The organism is Chryseobacterium sp. JV558, from assembly GCF_033712365.1.
Classification (GTDB): Bacteria; Bacteroidota; Bacteroidia; order Flavobacteriales; family Weeksellaceae; genus Chryseobacterium.
In genome coordinates this window covers 13,048-29,067 of the sequence record NZ_WJHU01000010.1, presented here as the reverse complement: position 1 = coordinate 29,067, position 16,020 = coordinate 13,048, and the positions used below count along the sequence as shown (strand labels likewise).

Sequence of the window (16,020 nt, the reverse complement as noted above, 5' to 3'; positions counted from 1 at the left end):
CCAAACGAATATAAAAATACCAGCAAATAAGTACCATTTTATAGACTTTTAAGATTTTTAAACCTTATCCCTTTACAGCATACCCTGGAAAAAGGAGCATCATCCATAGATACCATTGTATTGCGGCTGGAAAAAACGTCATACAATAATCCTCCTCTCCAAAATGTTTTGGATGTTTTTGCCCGTACCACAGATTTTATGCTGAATCAGATTGCCAGTGACGATCTTATTATTTCACAGTTGGAAGCGACAACCACCAATGTACGTATCAATTTCTTTTTTATCAACAGGATACTCACCACCCATTCATTTATATTTGATAAAGAGGAGATGACGAAATGGTGGCAGGAAGGACTGGAGCTTTTCCAAACCACTGAATACAAAAGTCTATTGTTAAGAGCAAAGCCTGTTGATCTATGAATTTTGAATCGTAAAGTCTTTGGATTTGACAGGTAAATGAGGTTGTTTCCTTCAGATTTACTTCAAAGTCGAGAGACTTCAAAGAGCAAGGTGATGTGCTCTATGGTTTACAATGTATATAAACTTCTGTATTTGCTTCGAAGCAACTTGAAATAAGAGAAGAAATAAACCATAAAATTTGTATAACTTCATTTCTCTCTCGGAAAGATTCACCATTTTTTAATTTATGTAATCTATCTTCTAGAGCAGATTTAGAGATGAAGTTTATAACAATATGAACTTGCTTTTTTATATTTGGATAGCCTTTTATCGTCTTGAAGTATGAAATGGTTTGATTTGAGCTTTGTCCGGTTCTTACTCTAGATATTTTAGTTTCTACTGAATCGTTTTTGTATAAATTGTTCCAATGATTTTCCTTGATTTCCCATTGATCATCAGATGGAGATAAATTACCTAAATTTTTTAACGCTTGCCCTATAATATCTTGAAAATCAGAAGCTGAAAAATTTGAGTTTTTATATTTTGAATGATAGAATGCTATTGAATCTTCATTTAACCCTATGTGATCTGCCCATTCTTTAGAAAGGTCATCACATATAAAGTATTCATAATTTGCTTTAAATGTATTTTCAACAAACTCAAATACAGAGTTAGTTTCGAAATCTGTTGAATTAATTCGGAATTTTCCTTTTTCAGAGGTAACGTTCTCAAGTTCTGGATGTTCTTTAAAAATTTTTAAAACAGAGTCTAAGTTTCCAAGTAAACGACTATCTTTAAATAGTTTTCTATTGCAATATATGAACTCAGGATTATCAAATGTTATTATATAACTTCTGGTCCAATTAATTACTGAAAGAATTGGGTAGCATAGATCTGTTTCATACTCGATAAAAAGTTTAGATAGTTTTTTTGAACGAAGAGTTATAGATTTATTATTTAAAAATAAAGATAAGTCGTTAACAACATTATTTTTTATTTTGTATCCATCTTCTGTTTCTTCAATTTCTAACAAATATTCGAATTGCTTTAAAATAGGAATTAAGTTAATTTCTCTCTCAAGTATTTCATTTCTCTTTTTGATTCTAAAAAAGCATTTTTTAATTTTGTTTTCCTCAAATTCTTTATAAATTTTACTGAGTATAATAAGAATTGACGTTGGAGTCAAATCATCTTTATGTTTTGAATAATCTATTGATGTTGCAAAAGAAGATAAAAAATTTGTTTTTGGTACATAATTTTTTATTTTTCCTACAGTGTTATTACACCAATATAAAAAACCATCAAACGTATTTTTGGGCCCAAGTTGATTAATTCTTGATGAATTTATGGATAAAGCAATTTTCTCTTCATCGTTACTTACTCTTACTGTATTAAGAATGTATCCTTGTAATCCGAAACTAGATACATTTTCTTTCAAGTCAGGTGATTCTAAACTTTTTTGCCTAATTGCTCTGTCAGAAACATTCATGTTATCCATACTTAATTTTTCAAAAGAAGTATTGTCTTGTGAATATATAGAAGTTATAACATTGTAGTCCAAGACTTCAAATGTCTTAAGGAAATCCGATATTTTTGAAATATTTCGTCGAGCAACAACAAGATGCTCTTCAAAATCAACTAAGCACATGTAAGCCAATTTTACTTCTTCCCAATTTATTATTAATTCCTCTGTGAACGAGGGTTTTTTAATATACTTAAAAACTAAAATAGAGTAAAATATTTCAATCCCGTTACTTAATACTTTTTTCTCTTTGACAATTTCTAATAAAGATCTTCCATGTTTATCAGTAGCTGCCTCTGCAAAAGTTTCTTTTATAATTCTTTTTGAAAGGAATCCTGATGTTTCCTTAATATAGAAGTAAGCATTTTCATGTAGAATTATGTTATCTAATAATTGTGAAGCAGTCATCTGATTTATGATTTAGTTTTTATAAATAATGTGTAGCTAATAGTGTATCAACGAAAAAAGGTTATTTATTAAAATTAAGTTTTAATAAGTAGAAATGCTCTTAATCGCATGCTTAAACTGAATATTACTAAATTTCCTTATAATTTTGTTCTATCCAGTTTTTAATTCCTATATGCGTTCGAATATCAGTAGGTACTTCAACTCTGATTATACGTTCTAATTTCTGACGAGAGACTAGATTATCATTCCAATTCCAGGTTAAAGCCAAGCTGTTTATAAAATATAACATTTCATAACCTTCCTCTCTATTTAGCATAGCAGCATCTTGAGCCGCTATAAATTTTGGATTATCATGATCAGCCCTTGCAGACCACTTATAGTCTGAATAGACCATTTGAGATTTTTGATAGTTCATAAGATCATACTTTTTAACAAATTTAATAATGCAACATATAAGATAATTACGGCTTTCCGTAAACAATAAAAATAAAAAGCACTTCCAAATTTTAATTCAGTATTTCTACTGAATTTCTCCAAAATTTAATCACAAAAAAAATCCCAACTTTCGTCAGGATTTATTCATTTATAAGTTTAAAGAAATCAGATAAACTAATTTTTCTTGCTTCACATATTTTAAAAAGTGTTTCAACGGGTATTCTGTAAGTTTCTTCACTTTTAATTTTTCTAATAGTGCTTTCTTCTACACCATGATTTTTAGCAAAAGAATTTTGTGACTTGCCTTCTTGAAGCCAAGGTATCAACCATTTTTTTGTAATGTATAAACAAATTTTTTCGTTTATATCTGTCATAGAGCAAATGAAATAATTAAATAGTAAAAAATTACGGTCGATCGACCGTAATTGAATTTCTTTTCTTACATTTATAAAAAAATACAACACATGAAAAAAAGCAGAACAAATTTTGATCCTCAATTTCGGGCAGAAAAGAAGAACTCCGGGTTACAGCTGATGGAAACTTTCTTTCAGTTCAATGAGCTGGATGTTTCCAAAGAAAGGCTAAGCAACATTATGAATTATGCGGTAAAGCGAAATAGCTGGATCAATGAAGATCCGGCGGTGATCTTTGAGTTTTACCAGTCGATGAGGTCGTTGATCCGGGCAGGATATCTCATGATGCTGAAGGAAAGAAAATGGACGGTTGATACTCAGCCGGAGAAGATTTCTCCATTGGTTCTTGGCTTGCTTTCGGAGAAGGAATACCGGAATCCTCTGCTGGTTTTCAAAACAGCATTCAGAGAATACACTCTCAAAGAATTTGATTACTTTATGTCCGGAATTGTCTATTTTTCAATGGGTGTCTATGAAAATCTACCGGAAAGGAATATCGTGATGCCTTACATTCATACGGTTAAAATGCTGGATGCCGCACACCTTATTCTTCAAAGAAAGAGAGAAAAGAAGTTGGCTGACACTACTTTAGAATAGGGGGCAAATGCAAAACAGAGGAAATAGCATTACTTGTAGCATTTAAACCATTAAGAAAAATGAAGAGGATAAGATAAGTTAAGATTCATCTTTGATGAATGAAGAAGACAGCTTTATCAATAGCTTTAGCTATATTCTTAACGGCTTAAAAAATCTTAATGGTTCAAATATATTCAATCATTTTTGAAACTGTTGATTCGTCGAAGTGTATGGATAAGGATATCACTTCATCAGCGACAAAGTCGCCTCGCTTTACCTCCTTAAAATAAAACGGAATTAGTAATGAAACTTTGCGTTTCATCTTTGTAATCAATCAAAAACAGCTGAGAATAGTTTAAATTTTTATTGCCATATAACTTCAATCAATCGGATATTCTTTAATGCGAAAATCAAATCAAATAATCAAAAAATAGCATTTTTTCGCATTATTCAACTCGCTAATTTTGCTGCTATAAATTGATTAAGTTGAGTTGCGCCTTGGAACGATGCTGGACAAAGATTCTATCATCATCTTGGGGCAAAAGAAAATAAGGATGGGTTGAATTACGAATGGAATGTATAAAGAAATGGAAATTAGCATAACAAAAATTAAGGAAAACGAAATAGCAGTATTACAGGAGATTGGCAAAAAAACGTTCTCTGAAACATTCGCTGAGAATAATACAGAAGAAAGTATGACGCAATATCTTGAAACAAGTTTTGCCATAGAAAAGCTTAGTGCTGAGGTGAACGATAAAAACTCCGAATTCTACCTGGCGAGGGTAGATGATAAGGTTATCGGATACTTAAAGCTCAACACCGGATCTTCACAAACAGAAAGTAAAGGTGATAATACACTTGAAATTGAAAGGATATATGTTTCTAAAGATTTTCACGGAAAGAAAGTGGGGCAGGCCCTTTATGACAAAGCGATAGCTATTGCTAAGGAAAAAAATGTAGATTATGTTTGGTTGGGCGTTTGGGAAAACAATGTACGGGCGATTGGATTTTATGAGAAAAATGGATTTAAAGAATTTGACAAACATATTTTCAGACTTGGAAATGAAGAGCAGACCGATATTATGATGAAACTGAATTTGAAAACCGACCCAATGAAAATTGAATTTTTTATAAAATCATTCGAAGAATTATCCACTATTGAACTCTACAAAATATTAAAATTAAGAAGCGAAATATTTATTATAGAGCAAAACTGTGTGTATCAGGATATCGATGATAAAGATTTAAAATGCCATCATTTGATGTGTTTGGTAGATGGAAATCTGGCAGGATATACCAGAATTGTACCTCCCGGTTTAACGTATGAAGACGCTTCAATTGGCCGTGTTGTGATCGGTTCGGAGTATAGAGGATTGGGACTGGGAAAACAGCTGATGGAACATTCTATCAAAGGCTGTAAAGATATTCTTAAGGAATCAACCATTCGAATCAGTGCGCAATTATACCTGTTGAAATTTTACAATTCTCTTGGCTTCAAAGAAGTAGGAGAGTCTTATGATGAAGACGGAATTCCACACATAGAAATGGTTTTACACTAATTCCAGAATGTTTTTTAGAATTGGATTAGGGTCGTCTTTTCGCCATTGAATATACAAATCGGTAACAAAAGGAAGCGGTATAAATCGGATTCCGGTATTTTGGTGAAGATGGTAAGAATGCGGCAGGATTGAAATGCCTAATCCATTTTTAATCAATGAGATAATGGTTGATCCAAACTCACATCGAATATAGGATCCAAGATTGATTTTATAAAAATCGATCACTTCCTGAACCAGTACATCATAGCTGCTGCCGTCATCTCCTGTTGTCAGAAGGAATTTTTGCTCTTTCAATGTTTCTTCAGAAATATCAGCAAGGGTTTTAAAATGATGATTTTCGGGAACAACCAAAGATAGATTTTCATGGCATAATTTCTTTTCATTAATAGCTGAATACGTATTAATATCCCGTGAAAACGCCAGATCTATCTTGTAATTTTTAAGATAATCTTCCTGGATGTCATTTGTCAGCTGAAACAATTCCAGATTAAGATTGGGAAAAGCTACGGAAACTTTTTTTATAAAATCAGGCAGCACCGAAGAAGAAATAGAGTCGGGATGCGCAATTCTTATCGTTCCGGATTCTCCCAGATGAATCTGTCTGGCCAACTGATGAAAAGATTCCATCTGGCTCAGTTCTTCACCCCATTTTTCCTGCAAAAACTTTCCTGCAGGAGTAAGTTTCACATTTCGCTTATCGCGGTAAAACAACTGAACACCCAGTTCACTCTCTAAAGACTGAATATGTCGGCTCAGAGCAGATTGTGTGATATTCATTTTTGCGGAAGTATTCCAGAAATGAAGCTCTTTTGCCAATGCCAGAAAATATTTAAGCTGTTGTATGTTCATTAATGCAAATTAATCATTAGTTGGGTAAATTTAACAAGTAAATTGAATTAAAAACCAGTCAAGCAAAAATTTTCTTATTGATAAGACTTCTTGCCATTTAACTTTAGGCATTAAAAACAATCGAAGTTGACATAGCAAAAAGAGTGTTGCTTTTTCTTTTAAAGTTGAAAGAGAAACGATTTACTTATATTTACCCCGCAAAGCAAATTCATATGTTCAAAAGAGTAATTACTGTATGTGTCCTTAGCTTTTATACGGTTTTTTGTTCGGCCCAGCAGGTTCGGCCTTCAAAATCATCTGAAATTTACCGTGAAATCAAAACCCTTAAACACCTTCCTAAAGTTTTATACCTTGCGGCTCACCCCGATGATGAAAATACAGGATTACTTTCCTGGTTAATCAACGATCAGAATGTAGAAACGGGGTATTTGTCTTTAACCAGAGGAGATGGCGGTCAGAATTTATTAGGTACAGAGCAAGGTGCTGCATTGGGATTAATCAGAACGCATGAGCTTTTGGAGGCTAGAAAGTTAGACGGTGCCCAACAGTTTTTTACCCGAGCGATTGATTTCGGGTTTTCTAAAAATACGACTGATACTTTTAAACAATGGGATGCTGACAGCATTACAGCGGATGTGGTTTGGGTTATCCGCCAATTCCGTCCGGATGTGATCATTTGTCGTTTTCCTCCTACTGCAGCAGCAGGTCACGGGCAGCATGCGACTTCGGCTGTAGTTGCAGAAAAAGCTTTTAAGCTGGCAGGTGATAAAAATGCTTTCCCGGATCAACTGAAATATGTCAATGTATGGCAGCCAAAACGCGTATTGTGGAATACCTTCCGATTTGGCGGGGTCAATACGACAGCTGAAAATCAACTCAAAGTTACCGTTGGGCAATATGATGCACAACTGGGAATGGGTTATGGTGAACTGGCAGGATTAAGCAGAAGTTTACATAAAAGCCAGGGGGCAGGAACACAGTCTGTAGCCGGGATCAGAACCGAATATTTTTCACACGTTATTGGCGATCCTGCAAAAACAACCCTTTTTGACGGAGTAACTAAAACCTGGACTTTACAAGGAAATGCTGATATTGACCAGTCATTGGATAAAATTATTTCCGATTTCAATTTCAATAATCCGGACCAGAGCTTGCCTGCGTTGCTTGCGTTGCGAAAAAAGGTCATGACGCTCAATGATTCAGACCTGAAAAAAGATAAAATTAAATCCCTTGACAATATTATTTTAAGCTGTGCCGGGTTTATGGGCGAGGTAGTTACCAATCAGGCTGAAGCTGTTGCTGGGGATAAACACAATTTCAGGTTAAATCTGATTTCAAGAGCTACAAATCCTGTCGTTCTGGAAAATGTAAAATGGTTAAGCCAATCTGAAAGCTTTAACAGAGCACTATCAAAAGATTCTTTAATTACCATTCAGCATGATATTCAGATTCCTGCAGATGCAGCACTCACAGAACCTTACTGGTTGGCAAAGCCAGCCAAAGACGCAGCCACTTTTTCAGTGCCTAATGATACTTTAGTCGGTTTGCCTGAGGCAGAATCCCCACTCAATGTTTTACTTGGTTTAAAAATCGGTTCGGAAAAGTTTCAGGTTAAACTTCCTTTATCTTTCAAGAAATTAGATCCGGTACGTGGTGATGTGGTAGAAGCCTTGCGTATTGTTCCTGCATTGGAACTGAAATTTACACAACCCCTTTATCTGGTCAAAGAAAACGAAGATTTACATTTGAGCTTAAATGTTAAGGTTAATTCCACCAAACAGTTCAACAATGGTAAAGTAAACCTGATGTATAACGGAGTGCAATTAGGCGGCGGTGATTTAAAATCAATCAATGGGAAAGATTTTACTGTTGATTACGTTATTCCAAAAAATAAATTAGCCTCAATAAACTCATCTCGTTTGCAATTGGATGCCAATTTTGTGGCAGATGGAGTCACTTATAATAAAAAACAAATATTAATTCAGTACCCGCATTTGCCTTCCTTACAATATTTTGCACCTGCTGCTGTAACCGTAATGAAAGGTGATATTCAGACGAAAGTTAGGAAAGTGGGTTATATAGAAGGTGCCGGAGATTTTATTCCTGATTTTCTGCGCATTGCAGGTGTTCAGGTAGATGTCCTGAAAGACGAAGATTTTTATGGCAGCACAGATGAATCCGGCGGAAATGGTAGTCAAAACAAGCTGTCTCAATATGATGCCATCGTATTGGGTATTCGTGCCAATAACACGGAAAAAAAGCTGGGTCGCTGGATGCCGTTTTTATGGTCTTATGCAAAAGCCGGAGGTAATCTGGTGATGCAGTATAACACCAACCAGGATACTACCGTTGACAAATTGGGAATGTACAATTTCAGTATTGCCAATAAGCGTGTTACCGAAGAAAATGCTGAGGTTACGTTTTTAAATCCAAATCATAAATTACTGAACTTCCCAAACAAAATTACTGCGGATGATTTTAAAGGCTGGGTACAGGAGCGTGGCGCCTATTTCCCTGCTCAATGGGATGCTGCATATGAACCGCTTTTTGAAATGCATGATACCAATGAAGAGCCTCTTCAGGGATCAACTTTATATGCAAAATACGGGAAGGGGAATTTTATTTATACACCGTTAGCATTTTTTAGACAGTTACCTGCTGGAAATGTGGGTGCAGCACGTCTGTTTTTAAACTTTTTATCTGCACAGAAAAACTGATGAATAAGAAACTTAAAAATTGGAATACCTGGTATATACTATTAGCAGCTGCATTAGTATTGCAGATCGCATTTTATTATTGGTTTACTAAATTCTGGGCATGAGTACTATAGATTGGACAGTTCTTATTTTTACACTCGTTGTAGTGGTGGTGTATGGCGTATTCATCGGCCGTGGCCAAAAAAGCAATGAATCCTACCTGAAAGCAGATAACAAAATGCCCTGGTACATTGTGCTTATTGGTATTATGGCGACGCAGGCCAGTGCTATTACATTTCTTTCAGCGCCGGGCCAGGCATATACAGACGGGATGCGTTTCGTTCAGTATTATTTTGGGCTGCCTTTGGCGATGATTGTGATCTGTATTACTTTCATCCCGATTTTTCAGCGCTTGAATGTTTATACGGCTTATGAATATTTAGAAAACCGTTTTGATAAAAAAACAAGAGTACTTACTTCACTGCTTTTTCTTTTTTCCAGAGGCTTATCAACGGGAATCAGTATTTACGCTCCAAGTATCATTTTATCAAGCGTTTTAAACTGGAATATTTATTTAACCAATGTTTTAACAGGGGGAATTCTGTTGATTTATACCTATGTTGGTGGTGCCAAAGCAATCGCTCACACCCAAAAATTACAGTTTCTCATTATTCTGGGAACAATGGCTTTTGCAGGTTTTCTGCTCATTCAGAATATGCCGAACGGAATTGGTTTTAAGGATGCGCTTTATCTGGCGGGAAAATCCGGAAAGCTCAATGTAATCACCACAGAATTTGATTGGAAAGATAAATACAATATCTGGAGCGGCTTAATCGGTGGTTTTTTTCTGGCACTTTCTTACTTTGGGACAGACCAGAGTCAGGTGGGGAGGTATATTACTGCGAAAGACAATACCAACGCAAAAATGGGCTTGCTGTTGAACGGATTGGTTAAAATTCCGATGCAGTTTGCTATTCTCCTGATTGGTGCTTTGCTTTTCGCATTCTTTTCTCTGAAACCGGCTCCGATTTATTTTAACGAACGCTCTTATCAATATTTAAAGGAAACAAAACCAGAACAGGCTGCCGTTTTTGAAAAAGAGCATCAGGATTTGCAACTAAAATTTAATGCAGAATCGAAAGAAATTCTAAAGCTGAAAGAAACTCATTCTCCCCAACTTAATAAAACAATTCGGGATTTTAAAAATACACAAACCCAGGTGAAAGCACTTCACGGCAGGGTAGAAGAAGCGATCAATCATTCAAACTATAATGCGGAGAAAACGGATACGAATTACATTTTCCTGTATTTTGTAAAAAATACCTTGCCTGTAGGAATGATCGGTTTACTGTTTGCCGTCATTTTTCTGGCCAGCTGGGGTTCCATTTCGGCAGCACTGAATTCTCTTGCCGCCTGCTCATTGAAGGATGTACATTTGATATTCAAAAAAGAAATGCCTGATGATGCAACCGAATTGAGGTATAGTCGTCTGCACACTTTAGCATGGGGAATTTTCTCAATTGGTGTAGCCATGTTTGCCACGCAGATGGGTTCCCTTATTGAAGCGGTTAATGTATTAGGTTCTCTTTTCTACGGCCCGATATTGGGGATTTTTCTGGTTGCATTTTACTATAAAAAAATCACAGGTTCAAACGTATTTATTGCTGCAATTTTATCAGAAATTACGGTTATTGCCGTGTATCAGTTCGATATCGTTTCTTTCCTTTGGCTTAATGTGATTGGGGCTGCAGCGGTCATTATATTTTCTGCAATCGGGTTGCTGTTTTATAAGCAGAAAACAGTAAATTCGTAAACAAATAATAACAAAAACAAACAAATAAAAATATTATGAAAACGATTATTAAATCTGCTACTGTACTTTTTGCTGTAATGGCACTTTCAGTGAATACGTTTGCACAGGATACTAAAAAACCTGCCAGCCCTCCGGCTACTGCTACGGGAAAAATTAAAGATGCAAACATTACCATAGCCTATAGCAGTCCTTCTGTTAAAGGGCGTACAATCTGGGGTGGTTTAGAAGCTTATAATAAAGTGTGGCGTGCAGGTGCTAATGAAGCAACTACTTTCGAAACGGATAAAGACGTTACCGTTCAGGGTAAAAAACTTCCTGCAGGTAAATACAGCTTCTTCTTAATCCCTAAAGAATCCGGAACCTGGACTGCAATTTTTAACAAAGAGCCAAAACAATGGGGTGCTTATAAATATGAAGAATCCAAAGATGCTTTGCGTGTTGATGTAAAAACAAAGGCTTTACCAGCAACACAGGAAGCTTTAGTGTATAAAATAAACAATAATGGATTCACAATGGATTGGGATAAAATCTCAGTTCCTGTAGAAGTAAAATAAATGTAAATACAAGAAATTAAAATCCCGTTAATCCGGGATTTTTTTTTGTTTACAATTTTGATAAATAGGTTTTTATGGGTGGGAAAAGTGACAATGCGGATTGTCTTCAGACACTTTTATTGATGATTTAGTTCGTTTGAGCCCAATTAAACAAGAATTGTAACGTTCATTTTCATCTTTTACATCGAAAATACTGTTATGTGCTGTTTATTTTACCCTTATATCGTCATACAAGTTATCAACTACTTTTTCTAAAATTTCTCCTGTTTCATTAAAGCTGCTGTTTGTCAATATGGCTATCCCTATATTTTGTTTGGGATAGATCGTAAACCAATTTTGCATTCCATAGATACCTCCGTGATGTCTGTAAATTAATTCATTACCATTTTCTATGATATACCAATGATAGCCTTCCCAAAAATCAGAACTTTCTTTATACAATTTTTTATGAGATTCATTGACAATAAGATTTGACTTGTCGAGTTGCAATTTCATATATTTCACCAGATCTGTAGTCGTAGAGTGCAATCCTGAAATTCCACCCCATAGAGTTCTATTGAAGTTAGGCATTATCTCATTTTTATCATTATAACCTTTTACCAATCTTCCTCTATCATTTTCATTGAGTGTAAACTTAGTTTGGCTCATTTTATTTGGTTTCAAAACAAATTCAATTACTAATTCCTCAAAAGATTTTTGATACACTTTTTCAAGTATATAAGCTGTTAACTCTGGAGCTGTGTTAGAATAGGAATATGTTTCTCCGGGTTTCGTTTCAATTTTGATTAGTTTTAATCCCTCAAAAAAAGCCTCTTTATTTTCACTTTTTATGGGGAAATTAGGAAATCCACTGGTATGGGTGATGAGGTGCTTGATTCTTATAGGTTCATCTTTAAATTCTAAATTGGGATAAGGCTCGTTAAGATAGATTCTAATGTCATCATTTAAATTTATTTTTTTATCAAGTACGGCTTTAGCAGCCATGTAACCTGTAAAGGTTTTGGTTACAGAAGCCAATTCATAAAGTGTAGAATTGTTGGGTTTGTTTCCTTTTCCAATAGTTAATTCTCCAAAATGTTTTATTGTGGATTTTCCATCTTTAAGCACTGCAATGGAAACAGAATGAAATCTTTTATCCTTTAATAATTGAAGAGCATTTTTTGTAATCGCATTTTGAACATTCCGCTTATTAATAAGTAAATTACTTTTACAGCCCAATAAGGCAAAAAATAAAATAGGGGTTAAATATTTCATATTTTCTAAGTTTTAATTTAACATTTATAATCTGATGCAAATGTGCTGTAGAGAATCATGAAAAAAGTCCGTATAAAAAAGTAGGACTCATTTTAATGAATAAAATGAGTCCGATTATCTGCAATCCAAAGTTCGAGTATTTACAATCGTTTAATTGTCAATTGTTTCTGTATGCTGTTGGGGTTTGGTTTGTATATTTTTTAAAAGAGGTATGAAAAGAAGATTTTGAATTGAAACCCACTTCATATAAAATTTCTAACACCGTATATTCTTTTTTCATGGGATCTTTCAGAATGGTCATTGCTTTTTTAACACGGTATTCATTCACAAAATCAAAAAAATGCTGATTGATATGATGGTTAATTAAAACAGACAGCTCACGAACAGGAATGTTCACCTGATTTGCCAGTTCCTGAATCGTTAATGAAGGCTCTAAGAAGGGTTCTTTTTCAACCATGAATTTTTTAAGCTGTTCGATCTGAAAACTTTTTGTTTCGTCGGTTTTATTTTCTGCTTCCAGGGTTTCCGCAAAATTATTTGTCGGTTGTAAGGTAGAATCAATTCTTCGGAAAAGCTCAGGATAATTTAATGCCTTTAATATAAACCAGCAGGCAGCCAATAAGAAGGAAGTTCCTGCCACAATATGTATCCAAATAAATAGATCATTATATGTTGTATATCGTATGGTGTTTTTAAAAATAATACATATATGGATGAAGAGTAAAATCATTGTAAACTGAAACAGCCATTTATATAATAAGGTGTTTGGATTAGTATAATTTTCAAGATAAATCTTCTTGTATTTTTTAAGGACAAGAAATACACCGACGATATAAAAGAAATACTGCAGTTCTCCGATAAGTTGATAAAAAAACATTTCAGGAGAGTGCCACATCCCTTTAAAAAACTCTTCTTTAGCAGAACCTACTGCAAGATAAAGTCTTGGAACTAAAATTAAATTGGCAACGATGAAAGGGATTAGATGCAGTAAATGCTTTCTTTTTAAAGTGAAATCAGTGTAGCAAACTGCATTAACGTACAGATAGAAAAGAGGCATTACCAATAAGTAAGCAGATATTTTGAAGGTTTTCAGATTATAACTATCAATAAAAAGGTGCATGAAAATTCCGCTGATGTCAATGGCATTAATGATAAGGAACGCTGCAAATAATCTGTTTTCTAGTTTTCTTTCTGTTTTTACCGTTAATAAAAATACGGAAAGCAGCAGCGATACAAAAACGGCAATCGCAGCAATAACTTCAAGAAAACTTAATTTGTCCATTTAATCTTTTTTGTAAAAATAGGATATAAGTAACAAAAAGAAATGATTGTCCATCATCATTTCTCAAGTATTGTATTTTGATTATGTTTTCATCACCTAAAAACAAGTATTCTCATTAGATAAAAAAGGCGCCAACGATATTGATTTGGCGCCATTTGGTTGTGGTGACCAAGATGAGCGTATCTTCAAAGACTTTTATCGATGATTTGGTTCAATTGCTTTACCCTCGCACGAATATTTTACGAATAATATGATTTAATTTGTATCAAGGTAATAGGATCTTTGTGGAAAATAAAAGTCTCGTGATACTTAGACGTGTTTGATTTTAAAATCGGTAACCAATACTCAGTCCCAGCTTTAGAACCTGATCGTGATCTGTTTTATTTGCATTGAAAATAAGTCTTCCGTAGGCTGTATTGGCTTCAAAAACAAATCCTTTCTTTGTAATCAGTTTCCATCCAAGACCCGCACCTAATGCAAGATCATAAACATCTTTACTTTCGGTGAAAGTCACGTTGTCTGCGGCATATATTTTTTTTCCATCAATTGAAGTAAGCATTCCAAACCCTTCGACAAAGAAACCGGATGCATATTTTTTTCCAAAATAATACCTGTAGTAGGGGGAGATATAGTAATTCATATCATCATTTGTTGAATGCTCATATACCTTGAATGCAGAAATTCCTAATGATGAATTTTTGTTGAGAAACCGTTCATAACCAACTTCCAAGGCACCGGATAAGGGCGCGAGTAAATTGAATTTGATTTCATTGTTTTTCTGATAAGGATTTGCATCAGCTTCACTTTGAGCATTGACAGAGTAAAAAGCAAACAAAATAATGAGCTGTAAAAGTTTTTTTTTCATAAAAAAGTTATTTGAATTATTTCGATGCAAAACACAAATAATAAAAATTAGAACGGGTTTCAAAAGCTTAAAAATGTACAAAATGGTACTTATTTGATGGTATTTTTATATTCATTAGGTGTCTGACCGGTAACTTTTTTAAATGCTTTAAAGAAAGTTGTTTTTGAAGTAAAGCCGGCTTCCAATCCCATTGTCAGCAGATTATAGTTTTCATATTCTGGATTTGATATCATTTCCTTCACGGCTTCCACCCGATATTGATTGATATAATGGGCAAAGTTATCTCCTGTTACTGTGTTTACAATTTGTGAAACATATCCAGGGCTTATCCCTAGTTTTTCAGCTACTTTTTCTCTGTTTAAAGTACTGTCGGTATAAATGTGCTCGTCTTTACAAAGAAGTTCCAGTTTTTGAAAATAAAGATTGTCAGCCGTTATAGATTCTCTGGATTCTTCTGCAGTGTTATGTTCTTGCTTTATATTGTTTTCTGCAACTTGCAGATCGGGATGTATAATAACCAGATCGTTGTTTAGAAAATGGTAGACAGCATCTTTGTTTTTGGCAAGTTTGTATTTATAAATGCCTATATAGGCTGTCCAGTGCATGATAAATGTTGCTGATAAAGCTAGCCCACTCATGGTAGAGGAAATGTCTATTCCAAAAAAGAAGCCAGTCATATACGTTATGAGCCAGGTAGATAATAATAAATAGAGAGTAGTTAATAAGGTAAGTACCCATTTTTTCTCTTGTGGGTCTTTTAAGTGCCTTATCATAAAATAAGAGTAAAAAGGTGGAAACAGGATGATGATAAAGGCAAATAAAAGCTGAATTACTCTAAGTATATTCATTATGAAAAAGCCTGAATCTGCAATTTTATAAATTCCTAGAATATCATTAAGATGGTATATAATAGTAAAAGTAGAGGAGTAGGCAAACGGAATGTAATACAAATAAGTTTTTTGTCTGTTCTTTACAGTATCATCAATTCGGTTTATTATAAAAAGGAAGATGAAAACGGGTAGTAAAAATATCCACTCAATATAGTCCAGAAAACATAGCAAAGGATAGGACTTAAATGCACCTTCAATTTCAAAAACATAATTCAGTAAAACAATGGACAATGTAAATAGTAAGCAGGCTAAATATTTATTTGAATTACTATTGAATAGAGAGGACTTTAAAATGACTACGCCTAAGACTATTCCCTGAAAAATAGCAATATTTAAAAGTGTTGTATAAATCAATTTTTTATAAAAGTTGTTTTAAAGATTTTGTTGGCATACCATGGTTAAATATAGCTTTTTCGTACGAATTGAAAAAAAAAAATTATGAATGCTGATAACTTTTTTAAGGGGTTGAGAATGAGCTCAACTGAAATGATTTATTAATTTTATA

The 16,020-nt window shown here is 34.1% G+C and carries 14 protein-coding genes; 6 read left to right on the top strand and 8 right to left on the bottom strand.

Features of this window, described 5'->3' with window-relative positions; genetic code table 11:
* Positions 1-120 precede the first annotated feature (120 nt).
* Positions 121-420, top strand: a complete 300-nt coding sequence (locus tag GFU89_RS21780; protein WP_318849123.1) for a hypothetical protein — start codon at positions 121-123, stop codon at positions 418-420.
* 100 nt (positions 421-520) lie between these two features.
* On the opposite strand, the gene GFU89_RS21775 is transcribed toward GFU89_RS21780, so the two are convergent.
* From GFU89_RS21775 to GFU89_RS21765, 3 genes are all read right to left on the bottom strand, one after another.
* On the bottom strand, positions 521-2,329 hold the full coding sequence (locus GFU89_RS21775) for a hypothetical protein (RefSeq protein WP_318849122.1): 1,809 nt from the start codon (positions 2,327-2,329) through the stop codon (positions 521-523).
* Between the two features lie 127 nt (positions 2,330-2,456).
* Positions 2,457-2,744 (bottom strand): hypothetical protein, encoded by a 288-nt coding sequence (locus tag GFU89_RS21770; protein WP_318849121.1) that lies wholly within the window; start codon positions 2,742-2,744, stop codon positions 2,457-2,459.
* 160 nt (positions 2,745-2,904) lie between these two features.
* Positions 2,905-3,138: a helix-turn-helix domain-containing protein gene (locus tag GFU89_RS21765; protein ID WP_047486272.1), complete on the bottom strand. Its 234-nt coding sequence runs from the start codon at positions 3,136-3,138 to the stop codon at positions 2,905-2,907.
* A gap of 90 nt (positions 3,139-3,228) precedes the next feature.
* Here GFU89_RS21765 and GFU89_RS21760 point away from each other — a divergent pair, with 90 nt between their 5' ends.
* Together GFU89_RS21760 and GFU89_RS23375 are read left to right on the top strand one after the other, a co-directional pair.
* Entirely contained in the window at positions 3,229-3,774 is a 546-nt protein-coding gene (locus GFU89_RS21760; RefSeq protein ID WP_318849120.1) for a hypothetical protein, read from the top strand.
* 566 nt (positions 3,775-4,340) lie between these two features.
* Positions 4,341-5,312 (top strand): GNAT family N-acetyltransferase, encoded by a 972-nt coding sequence (locus tag GFU89_RS23375; protein ID WP_413228616.1) that lies wholly within the window; start codon positions 4,341-4,343, stop codon positions 5,310-5,312.
* On the opposite strand, the gene GFU89_RS21745 is transcribed toward GFU89_RS23375, so the two are convergent.
* Positions 5,304-6,161 carry a LysR family transcriptional regulator gene (locus GFU89_RS21745; protein WP_318849119.1) on the bottom strand — a complete coding sequence of 286 codons (858 nt, stop codon included), beginning with the start codon at positions 6,159-6,161 and terminating at the stop codon, positions 5,304-5,306. The two genes, GFU89_RS23375 and GFU89_RS21745, sit on opposite strands and share 9 nt — an antisense overlap.
* 212 nt (positions 6,162-6,373) lie before the next feature.
* Between GFU89_RS21745 and GFU89_RS21740 the strand changes: the two genes are divergently transcribed.
* The 3 genes from GFU89_RS21740 to GFU89_RS21730 all read left to right on the top strand — a co-directional run bounded on the left by GFU89_RS21740 (position 6,374) and on the right by GFU89_RS21730 (position 11,224).
* Positions 6,374-8,878, top strand: coding sequence for a PIG-L family deacetylase (locus GFU89_RS21740; protein ID WP_318849118.1), 2,505 nt, complete (start codon positions 6,374-6,376; stop codon positions 8,876-8,878).
* A 100-nt stretch (positions 8,879-8,978) separates the two neighbouring features.
* The gene (locus GFU89_RS21735) at positions 8,979-10,670 is read left to right on the top strand and encodes a sodium:solute symporter (RefSeq protein ID WP_318849117.1); all 1,692 of its coding nucleotides are present in this window, start codon (positions 8,979-8,981) and stop codon (positions 10,668-10,670) included.
* A 35-nt stretch (positions 10,671-10,705) separates the two neighbouring features.
* Positions 10,706-11,224 carry a DUF2911 domain-containing protein gene (locus GFU89_RS21730; RefSeq protein ID WP_318849116.1) on the top strand — a complete coding sequence of 173 codons (519 nt, stop codon included), beginning with the start codon at positions 10,706-10,708 and terminating at the stop codon, positions 11,222-11,224.
* Positions 11,225-11,431: 207 nt separating this feature from the next.
* On the opposite strand, the gene GFU89_RS21725 is transcribed toward GFU89_RS21730, so the two are convergent.
* The 4 genes from GFU89_RS21725 to GFU89_RS21710 form a co-directional block, all read right to left on the bottom strand.
* A complete protein-coding gene (locus tag GFU89_RS21725) occupies positions 11,432-12,478 on the bottom strand; it encodes a serine hydrolase domain-containing protein (RefSeq protein ID WP_318849115.1) in 1,047 nt (348 codons plus the stop codon).
* Positions 12,479-12,635: 157 nt separating this feature from the next.
* Positions 12,636-13,760, bottom strand: a complete 1,125-nt coding sequence (locus tag GFU89_RS21720) for a helix-turn-helix transcriptional regulator (protein ID WP_318849114.1) — start codon at positions 13,758-13,760, stop codon at positions 12,636-12,638.
* Between the two features lie 325 nt (positions 13,761-14,085).
* On the bottom strand, positions 14,086-14,625 hold the full coding sequence (locus tag GFU89_RS21715; RefSeq protein WP_318849113.1) for a DUF3575 domain-containing protein: 540 nt from the start codon (positions 14,623-14,625) through the stop codon (positions 14,086-14,088).
* A gap of 89 nt (positions 14,626-14,714) precedes the next feature.
* Entirely contained in the window at positions 14,715-15,398 is a 684-nt protein-coding gene (locus GFU89_RS21710) for a helix-turn-helix domain-containing protein (protein WP_318849112.1), read from the bottom strand.
* Positions 15,399-16,020 lie beyond the last annotated feature (622 nt).